The sequence below is a fragment of the Pseudomonas brassicacearum genome (genome assembly GCF_003732225.1).
Classification (GTDB): domain Bacteria; phylum Pseudomonadota; class Gammaproteobacteria; order Pseudomonadales; family Pseudomonadaceae; genus Aquipseudomonas; species Aquipseudomonas brassicacearum_E.
Map to the genome: position 1 here is coordinate 152,869 of NZ_MOBJ01000006.1, position 18,668 is coordinate 171,536.

Genomic DNA, 18,668 nt, shown 5'->3' on the forward strand with positions numbered 1-18,668 from the left:
CTCAAGTCTGGATAAACAGATTGACCGGGAAGGTTCCCAGCGCGGCGCTAATCAGCAACTCCTTGTGGGGTGTGACTGCACCTGTTGTAAAAAGTCCCTTCAGCTCTTCGCCAGGGGCGGTGAACGGCAGTTTGACTCGGGTGTCGCCCCAGAGCAGGGCAGGCACCTGGGGTGTGGCACTGCTTTCCAGCAGCGGTGCGACCCGTACCGGCACCAGCACAATCGCCCGTTGGCCGTTGAGTTCGCGGGCGAAAGCCAACACCCGTTCAGCCTCGCTGCCCACCACCTGCAACGCTTGATAACGGCCCCGCCGAAACAGCTGCGGGTACTGCGCGCGGACCGCCAGCGTGCGAGCGATCAGCGCCTGCTTGATGTGCCCGTCACGCCAGTTGTGCAGTAACTGTTCAGCGTCCACCGGAGTTTGCAATGCTTGCTGGCGGACAGTGAAATCAACCGCCCGCCGATTGTCCGGGTCCACCAGGCTGAAGTCCCAAAACTCATTGCCCTGATACAGATCCGGCACCCCCGGCACCGTCATGTGCAGCAAGGTTTGCGCCAATCCATTGAGCGCGCCGCCGCACGCAATCGCTTGCGCGGCATCGGCGATGGCGCTGCGTAATGGCAGGCCTTCGGGACTGAGCATAAGACGTTCGAGGAATGCTCGCGCGGCCTGTTCATAAGGCTCATTCGGTGCGCTCCAACTGCTCTGGAGTTTGGCTTCGCGCAGAGCTTTTTGCTGCCACTGCCACAGTCGTTCGCTGTAGGCCGTCAGTGACTGTTGGTCATCGCACTGCAGCTCCAGCGGCCAACTGCCGAGCAAGGTCTGGTAGAGAATCAGCTCATCAGCGGCCGAGGGCGTCGACGGGTCACTGCGCAGGGCGGCGGCCTGTATCCGCCAGTCTTCAACCTGTTCGGCATACCAGGCACTGCGCTCGCTGAGCAGCGCCAAACGTGCCCGGCTGTCTTCGCCGCGTTTGTGATCATGAGTGGCGGTGGCCAGCAGCGTGTCCGGAAACTCTGCGAGGCGTTGGCTGCAAGCCGTGTGGAAGTCGGCGAGCGGGGCGCTGAACTGCTCGGCATTGAAGCCGACATCGTTACGCGACAACAGTACGCCTGAGCGATAGAACGCGGTGTCTTCCACAGCTTTGGCGGCGGCCGGCGAGGTCAGCTGCTGAAAGCGCACGCAGGCGTGCTTGAGGATCTTGCGTTGACGGCCTACCGGGCGCTCGCGCCAGGGCTGCCCGCCGAGCCAGCGCGCCAGATTGTCGAGCACCGGCCAGTCGGCTTCGCTCAAGGTTTGGCGCGCGCCGGTCATGGCTTGCTGAAAAAACACCTCGTCTTGTGCCGAGCGCCCTCGCGGGCTGATGTAAGTCCGGTACACCGGGAAATGCACGATCAGCTCCTGCAATGCCCGACGGATTGCACCGAGGGTCAAATCCCGGCTCATCAGGTCATCGCGAGCCACTTGCAGCAAGGCCTGTGCGACACTTTCGAAGTCGCCGGCCAGCGAGCCGTTGAGAATCTGCTGCCGCGCCAACTGTGCTTCTTCGATGAACGCGGCGGGCCGTTCGGTGTGCCGGTTCCACACATCACCAAGGACCTGCGCACCTTGCGGGTCGTGTTGCAACAACGACAACTGATTCATGAACTCATAACCGGTGCTGCCATCGACCTGCCAGTCGCGGTGCAGCGTTTCACCGTCGCCGAGGATCTTCTCGACGTAGATCGGTACGTGTCGCGCCGGCGACAAGGCGTTCACCCGGCGTCTGAGTTTGCGGCAGTAACCACGCGGGTCGGCGAGTCCATCAATGTGGTCGACGCGCAAACCATCCACCAGACCGTCAGCGATCAGCTCGAAAATCTTTGCGTGGGTGGCCTCGAACACAGCCGGGCGTTCAACCCGCAGCCCAGCGAGTTCATTGATGTCGAAGAAACGCCGCCAGTTGATGTCGTCGGCGGCCGTGCGCCAACTGGCCAGGCGATAGCTCTGGCGTTCGAGCAGGTCGTGCAGTCGGCTGAAACCTTCGGGCTCGCGGGAGTCGTGGAGGCTGAGGTTGTGCTCGATGCAACGCCGGATCGGCGGATCAGTCGCCAGTATTGTCAGCGCTTGCTGCAAGGGGCGCGCAAGGGAATGGGCGTCGGTCTGGTAGCGCAGGGTGGTGAATTGATCGGCCAGGGTTTTTAGTTGCAGTGCCCGTTCGGCGTCGAGCGAGTCGTCAGGCTTGAGCAGTTCAGCGTAATCGGTAGGGCAGATCGGGAAGTGGTGCTCATAGTGTTCGACATGGAAGCTGCCCCGTCCTGGATCGAAGCGTAGCGAGAGTGTGCCGTCCTGTAGGGCGATGCCGTAGTCGCTGCCCAGAAACGGCAGCAATAGCTGACCTTCGAGCAACGGGTCTGGCGAGTGCCATTGAATGTCGAAAAACTCGCCGTAGGGACTCAGTCGACCCCATTCCAGCAAGTCCAGCCACCAGGGATTGTCGGCGCCACCCACGGCCATGTGGTTGGACACGATGTCCAGAATCAGCCCCATGTTCTGTGCCCGCAGTGCACTGACCAGTCGCCACAGGGCTGCCTCGCCACCCAGCTCGGGATTGACCCGGCTCGGGTCGACCACGTCGTAGCCGTGCATCGACCCGGCCCGCGCGCTCAGCAGCGGCGAGGCATACAGGTGGCTGATCCCCAGACTGGCGAAATACGGCACCAGCGGCACGGCGTCATCCAGGGTGAACCGGTGATGAAACTGCACGCGTAGCGTCGCCCGGACCGGCGGGGTTTGCGCGTCGCTCACTGATCACGCTCGGCCGCCTGAAGGCGTGCGCAGGCGAGCAACTCCAGGCGTCGTGCAGCATCGGCATCGTCCAGCAGCGCTTCACTTTCATTGGCGAAGCGCCGACGCCAGTTCGGGTGACTGTCGGTGGTGCCGGGGAGGTTGGCCTGTTCATCGATACCCAGCGCATCTTCCAGCGGCAGCAACACCAACGGTGCGCGGGTATGGCCAAGGAAGCGTACGCTGGCATCGAGCACCTGGTCGGTCTCGTGGCTTTCCTCGCGGAAGTTTTGTGGGTCCTGACTCAAGGCCCGGCGCAGGCCTTCGCGCTCACGCTGACGGTGTTCGCGCCATTGCTGTTCGCCGTCGCTGTCGATCAGCTTCAGCCGGGCATTCCATTCGATGTCACGGCCATGCCACCAACCGTTGAGCGTTGGCAGGTCATGGGTGCTGGTGGTGGCCAGCGCGTTGTCGGGCCAATCGAGAATCGGTTTGAAGTGTGCACCGTGATCCTGTTCGAACAGCAACACACGCATGCCGAGAATCGAGCGGGCGATGAGTTTTTCCCGCAGGCCATCGGGCACGGTGCCGAGGTCTTCGCCGAGCACGATCGCTTGATGCCGATGGGACTCCAGGGTCAGCAACCGCAGCAGGTCGTCCACCGGGTAATACAGGTACGCGCCGTCGCTTGGTGGCGCGCCGAGGGGGATCACCCACAGCCGTTGCAGCCCCATGACATGGTCGATGCGCAGGCCGCCTGCATGGGCAAAATTGGCCCGCAGCATTTCGATGAACGCGCGAAAGCCGTTACGGATCAGCCCTTCAGGGGAAAACGCAGAAATTCCCCAGCCCTGACCCGTGCGGTTGAGAATGTCCGGCGGTGCGCCGACGGTGAGGGCCGCGAGTAATTCGTCCTGACGACTCCAGGCCTGGCTGCCGCCGCCATCCGCGCCGACGGCCAGGTCGGCGATCAGACCGATACCCATGCCACTGCTGCGCGCAACGGTTTGCGCACGTTGCAAACTGCGGGCGATCAGCCATTGGCAAAAGGCGTAGAAGCCGATGCGCCCGGCATTTTGTTCGGCAAAGGTGGTCAGCTCGGCACTGCGCGGGTTACGCCAGTGCTCGGGCCACAGGCGCCAGTCAAGACTTTCGCCCAGAGCGACACAGGCTTCCTGGAGGGCCTCGAAGCGGCAATGGTTTTCCAGGGCTTCGCCACCGCAGTGGCGAAAGCTGCTGAAGTCCTCGTGCAATGGATGATCACCCCGGGAAAACCCCTCATACAGCGCTTCCAGCAATTGCTGCTTGGCCTTGGCGGCGGTTGGCCAGTCAATCAACGGTTGACCTTCCAGGCGCTTGAGTTCGTCGGCCAGTTCGGTGGCGTCGATGGCCAGACGCAAGGCGCGCTCGCCGAGAATTTCCCCCGGTGAGGCGTACAGACTGTTGAGAAACAAACGGCTGGAGGGCGAGTAGGGACTGTAGCGTTGCGTGTCGTTGCTGAACATCGCGTGCAGCGGGCTGATCGCTAACGCGTCGGCGCCGCGCTCACCGGCCACGCGGGCGAGGTTTTCCAGTGCCTGCATGTCGCCGAAGCCACCGTCACCAGGGCGTCGCAACGAATACAGTTGCACGCTCAGGCCCCAGGCCCGGGGTGTCTGGTTGTCAACGGCGGTGGCCACGCTATGACACTGCAAGGGGGCCACGGCAAGAGTGAAGCATTGGCCGGCGATGCGAACGTCCTGGTAGCCGACCGGGATCAATCCCGGCAGCATCGCGTTGGCATCAAGTTTCAGATTGAGGATCGCGCCATCTTCCAGATGAACCTCACAGGGCGTTTCAGGGGCAAAGTAATGCGCAAGGGCGAGCCCGGCTCCGACGTCGACGGTCATCAAGGGCGGCAAGTGTTTGTTCTGTTGGTTCTGTTGCAGTTCCAGCAGGCTGGCGTCGATTTCCCGAGCGCTATCGGCCGGGTGGCCGAGCCCGTTGAGGACCGCTCGCAGCGCCGCCGGAGCGACTTTCTGTGGGCGGCCGTTGGCGTCGATCCAGTCGACTGCCAGGCCTGCTCGGCTGGCGAGGATTTCCAGTTGCGCATCGCTCATGGACGCTCTCCAGTGGGGGGTAGCAAGGGCGCAGCTGCCGTCAGGCTGACAAGCGCGCAGTACGGGACGAGGATGCCTTGTTGCAGGTATTCGAAGGATTGCTGCGGGTAGTCGAAAAGTAGTTGGGCGTGGGGTTGTGGCGAATGGGGCACAGATTCTGCGCTGAGGTTCAGGTCGATGCACAACAGGCTGCCGTCGCCCATGTGCCAGCGCGCGCTCACCGCGCCTGTTGCCAGCACCGCGGCGCCCAGGGCATGAGCGCCGGGCAGCCGCGGGATGATGTGTTGATGACGGATCAGCAGTAGCTGTCGATAGAGTGTCTGGGTCGCTTGCCTGGTCACAGCTCCAGTTGCCGTCAGTGTCGGACGCGAGGCGTTGAAGGTGTGTGATGCGTTCGGGTCGGGAATCTGCTCGCGGATGTGCGGATCGGCAAAGGCACTGAAGGCCGCGAATTCGTTGCGCCGACCTTCTCGCACCAATCTGGCCAGTTCGCCGTGGTGGCTGGTGAAAAACAGAAACGGCTGGTCAGCGGCACACTCGTCGCCCATGAACAGCAACGGGATCATCGGCGACAACAACAAAAGCACCGTCGCCGCGTGCAGTGCCTGAGGCGCGGTCAACTGATGGAGGCGCTCGCCAAAGGCACGGTTGCCGATCTGGTCGTGGTTCTGCAGGAACAGCACGAAGGCACTGGGCGGCAAATGCCCGCTGGGTTCGCCTCGTGCATGCCCGTGGCGATTGGTGTGGCCCTGATAGGCGAAACCCTGGCTCAGGCAGCGGGCCAGTTGCTCGGTGGGTTGCTCGGCGAAGTCAGCGTAATAGGCCTCGGTTTCTCCGGTCAGCAGCACGTGCAGCGCATTGTGCCCATCGTCGTTCCACTGTGCGTCGAAGCCCTGTTCCAGCAGGCTGGCCTGGTTGTGCTCGTTTTCCACGGTGAGCCAGACATGACGTGGCGGATCGATGTGCTGACGTACCCGGGCTGCCAGTTCCTGAAGGAAATCCGGATCCTCGATGGCGTGTACCGCATCCAGACGCAAACCGTCGAAACGGTACTCAAGCAGCCACATCAACGCATTGTCGATGAAGAAGTCGCGCACCTCGCGCCGCCGAAAATCAATGGCTGCGCCCCAGGGTGTGTGCAGGTCTTCGCGGAAAAAGCCCTTGGCATAGTGATGCAGGTAATTGCCGTCCGGGCCGAAGTGGTTGTAAACCACGTCAATGATCACCGCCAGACCCAGGCCATGGGCGCTATCGATCAGATGCTTGAGGGATTTGGGCGTGCCATATGAAGACTGCGGTGCGTAGGGCAGCACGCCGTCGTAGCCCCAGTTGCGCTCACCGGGAAACTGCGCCAAGGGCATCAGTTCGATTGCTGTAACGCCCAGCTCGGCTAGCCGTGGCAGGTGTTTTTCGACTTCGGTAAAGCCGCCCAGCAAGCCAACGTGCAGTTCGTAGATCACCGCTTCATGCCAGGGCCGGCCGTGCCAGAGGAGGTGCTGCCAACGGTAAGCGTGCGGATCGACCACCACGCTTGGTGACTTCAGACCGCCGGCTTGTGCCCGGGAAGCGGGATCCGGCACGTCCCGTTCGCCATCGATATTGTAGCGATAGCAAGTGCCGGCCGGGCAACGGGTCTCGATCACGAACCAGCCGTCCTCCTGGGGCAGCATCGGTAGTGATTGCCCGTCTTCGAGCTCGACACTCACATAAAACGCATCCGGCGCCCACAGGGCGAAACGGGTGTGTTGGGCATCCAGCATGACGGCGCCATGAGGCCAGGTTTCCAGAGTCCGTAACGGCATTCAAGAACCCCTCTTACTGCTTGACCGACTTACCCAATGCCTTTGCGACAAGTTGTTCATAAAGTTCAGCGTAGGGTTCGACCGCCTTGCACCAGTTGAACGGCGCGGCCATGGCCCGGCAGCGCATGGCGTTCAACAGGGCCGGGAAGGCGAACACCTTGAACGCCCGGCGCAAGGCTTCCTCGTAGCTGGCAACGGTGGACTCATCGAAGAGAAAACCGGTGACGCCATTTTCGATGGTGTCGGCCAGCCCGCCGGTGTTGTGCGCTACCGGCAACGAGCCGAAACGTTGCGCATACATCTGGCTCAAGCCGCAGGGTTCGTAGCGTGAAGGCATCAACAGGAAATCACTGCCGGCGAACATCCGCCGCGCATCGGTTTCGTTAAAGCCGATGCGCACACCGATTTGTCCTGGAAAACGCAGGGCCAGGGCGCGCATGGCTTGCTCTTCTTCCGGCTCGCCACGGCCGATGATCGCGATTTGCCCACCGGAAGACACGATGAACTCGGACACGGCTTCGGTCAGGTCCAGGCCCTTTTGGTAGACCAGACGCGAGACCACGGCGAACAGCGGGCCTTTGGAATCCTTCAGACCGAACAGCTTGCGTACGTGGGCGGCATTCACCGCTTTGCCGTCCCAGTCGCCGATGCTGAACGGGCAAAACAGGTGGGGATCGGTCGCTGCATCCCAACTTTCGTCGATACCATTCGGGATGCCGCTGAGCAGACCTTGCTGGGTTTTGCTGGCGAGGAAACCATCGAGACCGCAGCCGAAGGCCGGGGTGGTGATTTCCTGGGCGTAGGTCGCGCTGACGGTGGTGATATGGCTCGAATAGGCCATGCCAGCCTTGAGGAACGACAGTTTGCCGTAGAACTCCATGCCTTCCTGTTGCAGGGCATGTTCGGGAATACCCAGTTCGGGGCAGGACGCCAGGCTCACTACACCTTGGTAAGCGAGGTTATGAATGGTGAACAGCGTCGGCGTGCGCTGACCACGCCAGTGCATGTAGGCCGGAGCCAAGCCTGCGGGCCAATCGTGGGCGTGCACCAGGTCCGGGCACCAGTGAATGTGTGCCAGGTTGGCGGCGATGTCAGCGGCGGCCAGACCCAGGCGGGCAAAACGAATATGGTTATCCGGCCAGTCGCGGCCATTGTTGGCGCCGTAAGGCGAGCCTTCACGTTCGTACAGTTCGGGGCAGATCAACACGTAGATGACCAGCCCGTCCGGCATGTCCATGCGGCCAATCTTGCAGGGTGGCAAGGCGGCATGACCACCCAACTCGCCGATGATATGGATCGGGTTTTCGCTGTGCAGCACTTGCGGATAACCGGGGATCAACACCCGAACATCATGCAAATGAGCCATGGCGCGCGGCAATGCCGCAGAGACGTCACCCAAGCCGCCGGTTTTCACCAGATCGGCGATTTCCGAGGTGACAAACAGCACTTTCTTTTTGTTCGGATTCTGACGTGGAGCGGGCAGTACCGTTTTCGCACCCGGGGCAAGAACCGACATCGAGGTCGGCTCGCCGATTTGCTGGTGAGAACGCTCTCCCTGGATTTCTAAAGCGGCACTGTTCATGTGTTTCTCCCGTTTTATTGATCTGTTTCAGGCATCTCACCCCATGATGCAGGCGGCCAGTTCCTGTGGCCGGGCGCAAAAGCGCTACGCAATGAACAGCAATCGCTGGTCGATGCGCTGAATCTCGAAGGCTGTAGTGGTCGTTGCAAGGATTGCACCAGTGCTGCGGCCCCACCTTTAACCTGACCCGTTACTTCGGCAGAAAGTTTCGAGTTTTTCCCCACAAAATGACCGGCCGGTTTCCAGTCACGAAATGGAGTCTAGGTCAGAACTTAGAGCGGAGTGTGTGACGTTTTGAAATTGTTCGACAATCGGTTCTGACCTGGTGATTTCCGGGCTTACGAGGTTGATCCGCACCGACGAAGTGCAGGTTTTTCGCAGCCATGGCACGAAAAGAGGGAGAGGGTTGCCAGAGAGTGGGGCGCAGCAAAGGAGCGTTGCGCACCATGTTGGTGCGGTAAGCTGGCTTGTATCAATGCACCGGTATAGCCAGCGTTGCTGCGCAGGTACTGTGTTGAGTCAGAACTGATTCATCGGGATCTTCAGGTAGACAATGCCGTTGTCTTCCGCCGGCGGGAAGTTTCCGGCTCGCACATTCACTTGAATCGCCGGCAGCATCAGCGTCGGCATGCATAAGCCCCCATCGCGCCGGGTGCGCATTTCGACGAAGGCTGCTTCGTCGATGCCGTCATGCACATGAATATTGCTTTTGCGTTGCTCGCCGACGGTGGTCATGCATTGAGAAGTGCGGCCAGCTGGCGGGTAGTCGTGACAGACGTAGAGGCGGGTGTCGGCGGGGAAGGCCAGCAGTTTGTGCATCGAGGTGAACAGCTGATTGGCGTTACCGCCGGGGAAGTCGCAGCGGGCGGTGCCGACGTCGGGCATGAACAGCGTATCGCCTACCAGAATCAATTCTTCGTCGATCAGATAGGCCATGTCTGCCGGGGTGTGCCCTGGCACATGCAGCGCCTTGGCCTTGAGGTTGCCGATGGAAAACTCTTCGTCCGGTGCAAACAAGTGGTCGAACTGCGAACCGTCGCTGCGGAACTCCGGCTCAAGGTTGAACAGACGCTTGAAGACATTTTGTACCTTGCTGATGGATTGGCCGATGGCGATCTTGCCACCCAGCTCGCGGCGCAGATACGGCGCGGCGGACAGATGATCGGCGTGGGCGTGGGTTTCCAGCAGCCATTGGGTTTGCAACTGGTGTTCACGGACGAAAGTGATCACCCGGTCAGCCTGAGTGGTGGCGGTCCGACCGGACGTCGGGTGGTAATCGAGCACCGAATCGACAATCGCGCACGGGCCGCCGTCGTGTTCATAGATCACATAGGTGTAAGTCGACGAGGCGTCGTCAAGGAAGGCTTGGATCAACGCTGGCATGGTGGCGGGCCTCGGCTGGATGACAGAAAGACGTAAAGGGTTGCAACACTTTATGTTTAAACATAATGTCCGCAGCTTAAGTGACGACTCAGGTTATCTGCAAATGCAATCCAGTCTTAGCGAAGGTGAAGTGGCGCAACTGCGTGCCTCGGCCTCCAAGGCCTGTGCGCTGCTCAAGGCTTTGGCCAATGAGGACCGCCTGCTGATTCTCTGCCAGTTGACCCAGGGCGAGCGCAACGTCGGCGAGTTGGAAACCATGACCGGCGTGCGTCAGCCGACGCTGTCCCAGCAGTTGGGTATTTTACGCGACGAAGGGTTGGTGAGCACTCGGCGTGAAGGCAAATACATTTTCTACGGCCTGGCCAGTCACGAAGTGATTCAGGTGATGAAGACACTCTCCGGGCTGTATTGCGGCGCGGTGATAAAAAGCTGGGCGTGACGCTTGACCCGTGTGTCCAAGGTCGATTGAGAGAACCCTATGCTGCTGGCGACATTGTTTGGTGTGGTAATGGGCCTGATCCTGGGGCTGACTGGCGCGGGCGGGGGCATTCTTGCGGTACCGGCCCTGGTGCTCGGGCTGGGCTGGAGCATGACTCACGCAGCGCCGGTGGCGTTGTTTGCAGTGGGCAGTGCGGCGGCGGTCGGTGCCATTGACGGCTTGCGCCATGGGCTGGTGCGTTACCGCGCAGCGTTGTTGATTGCCTTGTTGGGCGCGGTGTTTTCCCCGGTGGGGATCTACTTCGCCCATCAGTTGCCGGAAAAAGTCCTGATGATCCTCTTCAGCCTGCTGATGGTCATGGTGGCCTGGCGGATGCTGCGGCGAGAAAAGCAGGAAGCTGGTCCGAGCGATCATGGCCACGCCAACTGGGGCCAGAAGAACTGCATGCTCGACCAACAGACCGGGCGCTTTTCCTGGACCGCCAAATGCACCGCGACCCTGGCAGCGTTGGGTGCGGTGACCGGAGTGGTTTCAGGCTTGCTCGGGGTCGGCGGCGGCTTCCTGATCGTCCCGGCGTTCAAGCAACTGACTGACGTACAGATGCGCGGCATTGTCGCCACGTCCCTGATGGTCATCAGTTTGATCTCGGCGATCGGAGTGATCGGGGCCTTTCATGCCGGGGTGACCATCGACGCCCTGGGCGCGGCCTTTATCGTCGCCAGCATTGTCGGGATGGTAGTGGGGCGGCGATTGTGCGCCCGGGTTCCGGCCCGGGGACTTCAAGTGGGGTTTGCCAGCGTGTGCCTGATTGTGGCCGGTTACATGTTGCTCAAAGCTTGAAATCAGTGGTGGCAGTGCAGCGAACTGGCAAGAAATCTCTGGCTCAGGTTTACTGCCTTTCATATCGATGACAAGGCCACTGAATGGACCACTACGCCCCGCGCAACTGGCAGCCCCACGAACGGCCAAGCCTGCCCGGTTCCCCCTCGACCCCTTTGCACCCGACACCAAAGCGGCTGGCCTATGCGTTGGTCGGGTTGCTGGTGGCGTTGACCGGTGGTTTGGGCAACGCGCTGGTGGTCGCCAATCTGCCTTACCTGCAAGGGGCGTTGGGAGCGACGACCGCCGAGATGGCCTGGCTACCGGCGGCGTACGTGATGACCAACGTCTCGATGAACCTGCTGCTGGTGAAGTTTCGTCAGCAGTTCGGCTTGCGGGCGTTCACCGAAGTATTCCTGGTGCTGTATGCGTTGGTGACCTTTGGTCACTTGTTCGTCAACGACCTGAGTTCGGCGATTGCGGTGCGTGCTGCACACGGCATGGTCGGTGCGGCGCTGAGTTCGCTGGGTTTGTATTACATGGTTCAGGCGTTCCCGGCGAAGTGGCGGATGAAGGCGCTGGTGCTGGGCCTTGGCACCTCGCAACTGGCCTTGCCACTGGCTCGGCTGTTTTCCGAAGACCTGCTGCAGATCGCCGAATGGCGCGGGCTCTATCTGTTTGAACTGGGCCTGGCGCTGGCTTCATTGGGCTGCGTGTTCATGCTCAAGTTGCCGCCGGGCGACCGTTTCAAAACCTTCGAAAAACTCGACTTCCTGACCTTCACTTTGTTGGCGGGCGGGGTGGCGCTGCTTTGCGCGGTATTGTCGTTGGGTCGTATCGACTGGTGGCTCGAAGCCCCATGGATCGGCGTTGCCTCGGCCGCCTCGATTGTGTTGATCATGGCCGGTCTGGCCATCGAACATAACCGCAGCAACCCGATGCTGATGACCCGCTGGCTGGGCAGCGGGGTGATGATTCGCCTGGCATTGGCGGTGATCCTCATTCGTATGGTGCTTACCGAACAGTCCACCGGGGCCGTGGGTTTGCTGCAAACCCTGAACCTGGGCAGCCAGCAGATGCACAGCCTTTACGTGGTCATGTTGTTGGGCAGCGTCGCCGGCCTTGCCACCAGCGCGCTGACGATCAATCCCTCGCACCTGTTGATGCCATTGATCATTTCCCTGGCGCTGATGGCCACCGGTTCGGTGATGGACAGCTTCTCGAGCAACCTGACACGCCCGGAAAACATGTACCTCAGCCAGTTTCTGCTGGCCTTTGGCGGGACGTTTTTCCTCGGGCCGACCATGGTACTCGGTACCCGCAATGTGTTGACCAACCCGCGCAATCTGGTGAGTTTTTCAGTGCTGTTCGGGATTTGCCAGAACCTCGGCGGCTTGATTGGCGCTGCGCTGTTGGGGACGTTCCAGATCGCCCGGGAAAAATTCCATTCCAGCCATATCGTCGAGCGCCTGACCCTGATCGACCCGCAAGTGCTCAGCCGTCTGCAAGGCACTAGCGCAAGTTACGCGTCGAGCATCGCCGACCCGTCGGCCCGCACCACCCAGGGCATGCGCACCCTGGCAGCGGCCGCGACCCGGGAGGCGAATGTCATGGCCTACAACGATGTGTTCATGCTGATCGCGGTGATCGCGATGCTGACCATGCTCTGGATCTTCATTCGCAGCCTGTGGCTGCTGAGCACGACCAAAGCTGTCACTCCCGCGCCGGCCAATCCGACTTCCGTTCCCTCCAGCGGTGCCTCTTCTTCATGACCGAACCCATCACCACAACCACCAACGCCATCGCCTCGACGCCCGAGGGCGTGGCACCCCCTAAAACACCCGGCACCGAGCCGCGTTCGCTGCCGGTGCGGATCATTTCGTCACTGGGCTTTGCCGCGATTGCCATCGTCGGGGTGTTGATCGTGCTGTATGCCTGGCAGTTGCCGCCGTTCGGCAGCGCCATTGAAAGCACCGAAAATGCGCTGGTTCGCGGCCAGGTGACGATCATCGGTCCGCAACTCAGTGGCTATGTGTTTGAGGTGCCGGTGCAGGACTTCCAGTTCGTCAAGACCGGCGACCTGCTGGTGCGGCTGGATGACCGGATCTACAAGCAACGTCTGGACCAGTCGCTGGCGCAACTGGCGGTGCAGAAAGCCGCGCTGGCCAATGCGGTGCAGCAACGCAACAGCGCCGAGGCGACCATAAAACTGCGTCAGGCGGCGTTGACCGACAGTCAGGCTCAGGTGCAGAAAAGTGCTGCGGATCTGCGGCGTAACGAAGCGTTGATCAGCGACGGCTCGGTGTCAAAGCGTGAGCTGGACGTTACCCGCGCCGCTAATGCGCAAACCATCGCAGCGGTGGCTCAAGCCCAGGCCAGCCTGGAAATCGCCCGGCAGGATCTGCAAACGGTGATCGTCAATCGAGGTTCGCTGGAGGCGGCGGTGGCCAGTGCCGAAGCGGCGGTTGAGCTGGCACGGATCGATCTGTCCAATACCCGCGTGATCGCTCCGCAGGACGGCCAGCTTGGCCAGATTGGCGTGCGCCTTGGCGCTTACGTCAATTCTGGCGCGCAGTTGATGGCATTGGTGCCGAGTCAGTTGTGGGTGATCGCCAACATGAAAGAAACCCAGATGAACAACATTCATATCGGCCAGCCGGTTACCTTCACCGTCGATGCCCTGAACCACCAGAAGTTTCACGGTCGGGTGCAGCGTATTTCACCGGCCACCGGTTCTGAGTTCAGCCTGTTACAGGCCGACAACGCCACCGGCAACTTCGTCAAAATCGCCCAGCGCGTGCCGGTCCGCATCACCGTCGATGCGGATCAGGCGCAGAGCGAACGCCTGCGGCCGGGGATGTCGGTGGTGGTGAGTATCGATACTTCCGGGCAAGGCGATGCCGTCGCCGACAATCCGTAAATGCCTGGGTGTTGTAGGAGCTGCCGAAGGCTGCGATCTTTTTAGAAGATCAAAAGATCGCAGCCTTCGGCAGCTCCTACGAGGCGGTCACCATTGGCGGTAAGGTGCCGAGCAGGGAAACCGCCGCCACGGCCGCTACCCCCAGCAACCACTCCAGCATCACGCTGGTGCGCAGCGTCGACAGGCGTTGTTCGCAGTCCTTGATTTTCAAGCGATTGAACAGCGCCAGGCCAAGCATCGCGCTGACCAACAGCACCTTGATCAGCAAAATCAGTGCGAACCCGGACAGCAGCGGCGTAGGCCAAAACGCCCCGGTCAACACCCGGACGTTGATCAGACCGGTTACCAGTAAACCCGCCACCAGTCCAAAACCGGCCCCGCTGAAGCGTTGCAGTATCGGCCCGACAGCATAAGTGGCCGGTCGCAGCAGAATCATCACCAGCAGCATCAACCCGCCCAGCCAGGCGCCGACGCAGGTCAGGTGAATCACTTGGTTGAGGATCAGCAATTGGCCACTCAAGCCATCGAGCATAGCGCCGTGGCCGACCGGAGCCAGAGTGATCAGCAGCAGGCTGCTCAAGCTCAGGCGCAGCACAAACGAGTTTTTCAGCGGGCTCAGCAGACAGGCCGCCAGCAGTCCGTTGAACAGCAGGTGCCAGCTCCAGACCTGCCCGAAGAAAGTGTTGCTCAGCACCCGTTGCACGGTCGGCCAATCGAACGCTGACGGCAGCGAACCGGCCATGCTGGCGGTGATCAGCAGCAGCCAGCAAACCCCGGTGAACAAGGCGAATCCGGCGAGCAATCGGCTCATCCCGGCGAGGCGTTGATCGAGTGTCGCGAGCGCTTGGGTCAGCGGTTCATGGCGTAACAACAGGGGCCTGAAAATACAGGCCCCGAACAGCATCAGCACGACGGCGAAATGCAGGAAGCGGCACAGGACCAGCGCGCTCGACATCGATTACGGACTCACCTTGAAGCTGTACTTGCCATCGCTTTTATGGGTGTCGACCGACACTGCATGCCATTCGACCTTGTATTCACCGGCGGTCAGAGGTGCAGCGGGGGTGACGATCAGGGTCTTTTTATCGGCGCTTTCGGTGGCGATGCTTTTCACGGCAACGGCTGCGCCATCCTTGCTGATATCGACTTTGGTGAAACTGGCTTCAACCCCTTCGGAGAACACCAGGCGCAATTCGGCAGGTGCGGCAACGCTGCTGTCGGCGGCTGGTGTCGAGCTTTTCAGGTGGGCGTGGGCAAACACCGAGGAGGCGGCGAACAACGAGCCGAGCAGGGCGACGGTGGTCAGGGTTTTCTTCAATTGCATCGTTAAGTCCCTTTCAGGCAGATTGGAAGAGGCGCCAGTTTACCTTCGCCTTGCGCGCTGTACGACGTTTCGTTTCGCAGGTGGTGAATGCTAGTCTTGGTCAATGCTGTTGTCAGGGAGCCCTTATGGGCAATCACAAGATCGAGATCCGCCGCAGTAACGTCGAGAAAATCCTGCTGGCCGCCGAGAAGGTCTTCGCCGAGAAAGGTTTTGGCAGCACCGCGATGGCCGACATCGCTAAAGAAGTGCAACTGCCGCGCTCCAATCTGCATTACTACTTCAGCACCAAAGCTGAGCTGTACAGCGCGGTGCTGTTCGATTTGCTCGAAGTCTGGAAGCAGGACGCCCTGTGCTTCGAGATGTTCGATGACCCACGGGTGGTGCTCAGCAGTTACATCCGCGCCAAGATGAACCATTCCCGCAGCCGGCCGTACGGCTCCAAGGTCTGGGCCAATGAAATCATCCACGGTGCGCCGACCCTGGGTGAGGCGCTGGACGCCAGCCTGTACGACTGGGCCAAGATGAAGGAAGCGAAAATTCGCCAATGGGTGGAAGACAAACGCATCCTGCCGGTGGAGCCTTCAAGCCTGCTGTACATGATCTGGGCCTCGACCCAGCATTACGCCGACTTTGATCATCAGATCAACATCCTCAACGATCACCAGGCGCTGTCGGACATGCAGTTCGAGCGCGCGGTGCAGGCGGTGACCAGCGTGATTCTGCGGGGGATCGGGTTGGAGCCGTAAGATTTGCGATGTAGCTGCCGGCCTCATCGCGAGCAAGCTCGCTCCCACATGGATCTGGTGAACGCTGGAGATCCAATGTGGGAGCGAGCCTGCTCGCGATGGCGTCTGATCAGGCGACGCGGATCTCAACCGGTGACGTGATAGGGATTCCTCGGATCATGGTCCCAGTCCAGAAACGCTTTCCCGTTATCGACCGGCACCATCTCGATGCAGTCCTGCACCGGGCAGGTGATCTGGCACAGGTTGCAGCCCACGCATTCGTCGTCGATCACTTCATACTTATGGGTGCCGTCCGGTTGTTTCAGGCTGGCGATCGCCTGGTGTGAGGTGTCTTCGCAGGCGATGTGACAACGGCCGCAACCGATGCAGGCTTGCTGGTCGATCTTGGCGATCACCTGATAATTGATGTCCAGGTACTTCCAGTCCGTGGTATTGCCCACTGCACGCCCGGAAAAATCCTGAACGCTGGAATAGCCTTGGCTGTCCATCCAGCGCGACAGCCCGTCCTTCATTTCGTCAACGATCCGAAAGCCATGCAGCATCGCCGCCGTGCACACCTGCACCGCGCCACTGCCCAGCGCCATGAATTCCGCCGCGTCACGCCAACTGCCAATACCGCCGATGCCGCAGATGGGCAGGCCTTGGGTCTGCGGGTCGCGGGCGATTTCGGCGACCATGTTCAAGGCAATCGGTTTGACCGCTGAACCGCAGTAGCCGCCGTGGGTGCTTTGGCTGCCAACCATCGGATGCGCAACCATGCGATCCAGGTCAATGCTGGTGATCGAGTTGATGGTGTTGATCAGCGACACCGCATCGGCACCGCCACGGTGGGCCGCTCGAGCGGCGACGCGGATGTCGGTGATGTTCGGTGTCAGTTTGACGATCACCGGCAGTGAGCAATAGGTCTTGCACCAGCGGGTGACCTGCTCGACGTATTCCGGCACCTGACCGACAGCGGCACCCATGCCACGTTCCGGCATGCCGTGGGGACAACCGAAGTTCAGCTCGATGCCATCGGCGCCGGTGGCTTCGACCAGCGGCAGAATGTTTTTCCAGGACTCTTCAACGCAGGGCACCATCAGCGAGACGATCATTGCGCGATCCGGCCAGTCCTTTTTGACCTGAGTGATTTCCCGCAGGTTGATTTCCAGCGAGCGGTCGGTGATCAGCTCGATGTTGTTGAAGCCCATGACTTCACGGTTAGCGCCAAAATGCGCGGAGTAACGCGACGACACGTTGACCGCTGCCGGGTCCTCACCGAGGGTTTTCCAGACCACACCACCCCAACCGGCCTCGAAAGCGCGGACCACGTTGTAGGCCTTGTCGGTGGGCGGCGCGGAGGCCAGCCAGAATGGATTGGGGGCTTTGATACCGGCAAAGACAATCGAGAGATCGGCCATTTACGCAGCCTCCACGTTGAGCATGAGTTGGGCATGGATTGCTTGCGCCGCGAGTTTGCCGTGCTGCACGGCCTGCACGGTGAGGTCCTGATCGAGGCTGGTGCAATCGCCACCGGCATACACGCCGGGGATGCTGGTACGCATCTGCTCATCCACCTGAATCCGCTCGCCCTGGCGTTTCAACTCGCGGGCCAGCGGATCACTCAGCGCGCTGTCGTCGAAGCGCTGACCGATGGCTTTGAAGATTGCATCGGCGACCAGTTCGAACGTTTCCCCAGTGTTGATCAGTCGGCCGTTTTCCATGCGCGTGCGGGCGAAACGCATGCCGCGCACCTGGCCTTTGTCGTCTAGCAAAACTTCCTGCGGCTGCGCCCAGGTCATCAGCCGTACCTGATTGGCCTTGGCGATGTCCTGCTCATGACCGGTCGCGCCCATGTCCTCAACGCCACGGCGATACACCAGGTTCACGTCGTGTGCCCCGAGGCGGGCCATTTGCACGGCCATGTCGATCGCCGTGTTGCCGGCGCCGAGGACGATGCAATGGTCGGCCAGCGGCAGTTGCGTCAGGTCGTCGGCCTGGCGCAGTTCGCGGATGTAATCGGTAGCGGCCAGCAGCCCTGGGGCGTCCTCGTCCGTCAACCCGAGATGTTTGCTGGCGGCCAGGCCGAGGCCCAGGAACACCGCATCGAACTGCTGATGCAGTTCGCTGAGGCTCAGGTTCTCGCCGAGTTTTTGCCCATGGCGGATTTCGATTCCGCCGATTTCCAGCAGGAAATCCAGCTCATGCTGAGCAAAGTCATCCACCAGTTTGTACTTGGCGATCCCGTATTCATTAAGGCCGCCAGCCTTTTCCCGAGCTTCGAAAATCACCACCTCGTGACCCTGCATGGCACTGCGGTGTGCGCAGGACAAACCGGCAGGCCCGGCGCCGACCACGGCAATCCGTTTACCGGTGGCCGCCGCGCGTTTGAACGGGTGCTCACTGAAGTGCGCGTTGTCGATGGCGTAGCGCTGCAACAGACCGATCAGCACTGGCGCGCATTCCTCGGCGTTGTTGCGCACGCAGGCGTGCTGGCAAAGGATTTCTGTCGGACAGACCCGGGCGCAACTGCCACCCAGGATGTTCGCCGAGAGGATTTTTTGTGCGGCGCCCTGGACGTTCTCTTGATGGATGTTGCGAATGAACGAGGGGATGTCGATCTCGCTCGGACATGCGTTGACGCACGGCGCGTCGTAGCAATACAGGCAGCGCGAGGCTTCCAGATGCGCCTGACGGTCGTTGAGCGGTGGCGCCAGATCGGTGAAATGGCCGGCGAGGGTGGCCGCATCCTCAACGGGATGGGGCAAGTGGTTCAGAGTCTTGATCACGGTGTTGGCCTCACGGTTA

The 18,668-nt window shown here is 61.0% G+C and carries 14 protein-coding genes; 5 read left to right on the forward strand and 9 right to left on the reverse strand.

The genetic code is table 11. From position 1 onward, the window contains the following. Position 1: 1 nt before the first annotated feature. The 5 genes from BK659_RS07535 to BK659_RS07555 all read right to left on the reverse strand — a co-directional run bounded on the left by BK659_RS07535 (position 2) and on the right by BK659_RS07555 (position 9,633). The gene (locus BK659_RS07535) at positions 2 to 2,788 is read right to left on the reverse strand and encodes a malto-oligosyltrehalose synthase (RefSeq protein WP_123424462.1); all 2,787 of its coding nucleotides are present in this window, start codon (positions 2,786 to 2,788) and stop codon (positions 2 to 4) included. Beyond that, entirely contained in the window at positions 2,785 to 4,866 is a 2,082-nt protein-coding gene (gene malQ / locus BK659_RS07540; RefSeq protein ID WP_123424463.1) for a 4-alpha-glucanotransferase, read from the reverse strand. The genes BK659_RS07535 and malQ overlap by 4 nt, the downstream gene beginning before the upstream one ends. After that, the gene (treZ, locus tag BK659_RS07545) at positions 4,863 to 6,668 is read right to left on the reverse strand and encodes a malto-oligosyltrehalose trehalohydrolase (RefSeq protein WP_123424464.1); all 1,806 of its coding nucleotides are present in this window, start codon (positions 6,666 to 6,668) and stop codon (positions 4,863 to 4,865) included. The genes malQ and treZ overlap by 4 nt, the downstream gene beginning before the upstream one ends. Positions 6,669 to 6,681: 13 nt before the next feature. After that, the gene (gene glgA / locus BK659_RS07550; RefSeq protein ID WP_123424465.1) at positions 6,682 to 8,250 is read right to left on the reverse strand and encodes a glycogen synthase GlgA; all 1,569 of its coding nucleotides are present in this window, start codon (positions 8,248 to 8,250) and stop codon (positions 6,682 to 6,684) included. 519 nt (positions 8,251 to 8,769) lie between these two features. Further along, complete coding sequence (locus tag BK659_RS07555; protein ID WP_123424466.1) at positions 8,770 to 9,633, reverse strand: MBL fold metallo-hydrolase; 864 nt, start codon at positions 9,631 to 9,633, stop codon at positions 8,770 to 8,772. Positions 9,634 to 9,736: 103 nt separating this feature from the next. On the opposite strand from BK659_RS07555, the gene BK659_RS07560 reads away from it, so the two are divergent. The 4 genes from BK659_RS07560 to BK659_RS07575 all read left to right on the forward strand — a co-directional run bounded on the left by BK659_RS07560 (position 9,737) and on the right by BK659_RS07575 (position 13,811). Next, on the forward strand, positions 9,737 to 10,072 hold the full coding sequence (locus BK659_RS07560; protein WP_123424882.1) for an ArsR/SmtB family transcription factor: 336 nt from the start codon (positions 9,737 to 9,739) through the stop codon (positions 10,070 to 10,072). 39 nt (positions 10,073 to 10,111) lie between these two features. Further along, entirely contained in the window at positions 10,112 to 10,912 is an 801-nt protein-coding gene (locus tag BK659_RS07565; RefSeq protein ID WP_123424467.1) for a sulfite exporter TauE/SafE family protein, read from the forward strand. Positions 10,913 to 10,995: 83 nt separating this feature from the next. Beyond that, the gene (locus BK659_RS07570; RefSeq protein ID WP_123424468.1) at positions 10,996 to 12,663 is read left to right on the forward strand and encodes an MFS transporter; all 1,668 of its coding nucleotides are present in this window, start codon (positions 10,996 to 10,998) and stop codon (positions 12,661 to 12,663) included. Then, complete coding sequence (locus BK659_RS07575; protein ID WP_123424469.1) at positions 12,660 to 13,811, forward strand: HlyD family secretion protein; 1,152 nt, start codon at positions 12,660 to 12,662, stop codon at positions 13,809 to 13,811. Before BK659_RS07570 ends, BK659_RS07575 begins: the two co-directional genes overlap by 4 nt. 76 nt (positions 13,812 to 13,887) lie before the next feature. Here the strand turns inward: BK659_RS07575 and copD are convergent, their stop codons facing one another. Further along, positions 13,888 to 14,766 (reverse strand): copper homeostasis membrane protein CopD, encoded by an 879-nt coding sequence (gene copD / locus BK659_RS07580; protein WP_123424470.1) that lies wholly within the window; start codon positions 14,764 to 14,766, stop codon positions 13,888 to 13,890. 3 nt (positions 14,767 to 14,769) lie between these two features. Next, complete coding sequence (copC, locus tag BK659_RS07585; protein ID WP_123424471.1) at positions 14,770 to 15,135, reverse strand: copper homeostasis periplasmic binding protein CopC; 366 nt, start codon at positions 15,133 to 15,135, stop codon at positions 14,770 to 14,772. A gap of 125 nt (positions 15,136 to 15,260) precedes the next feature. Here copC and BK659_RS07590 point away from each other — a divergent pair, with 125 nt between their 5' ends. Then, positions 15,261 to 15,881: a TetR/AcrR family transcriptional regulator gene (locus BK659_RS07590; RefSeq protein ID WP_123424472.1), complete on the forward strand. Its 621-nt coding sequence runs from the start codon at positions 15,261 to 15,263 to the stop codon at positions 15,879 to 15,881. Positions 15,882 to 16,006: 125 nt separating this feature from the next. Here BK659_RS07590 and preA read toward each other — a convergent pair whose 3' ends face one another. Together preA and BK659_RS07600 are read right to left on the reverse strand one after the other, a co-directional pair. Continuing rightward, complete coding sequence (preA, locus tag BK659_RS07595) at positions 16,007 to 17,281, reverse strand: NAD-dependent dihydropyrimidine dehydrogenase subunit PreA (RefSeq protein WP_123424473.1); 1,275 nt, start codon at positions 17,279 to 17,281, stop codon at positions 16,007 to 16,009. Beyond that, a complete protein-coding gene (locus BK659_RS07600; protein WP_123424883.1) occupies positions 17,282 to 18,649 on the reverse strand; it encodes an NAD(P)-dependent oxidoreductase in 1,368 nt (455 codons plus the stop codon). Between the last annotated feature and the right edge of the window lie 19 nt (positions 18,650 to 18,668).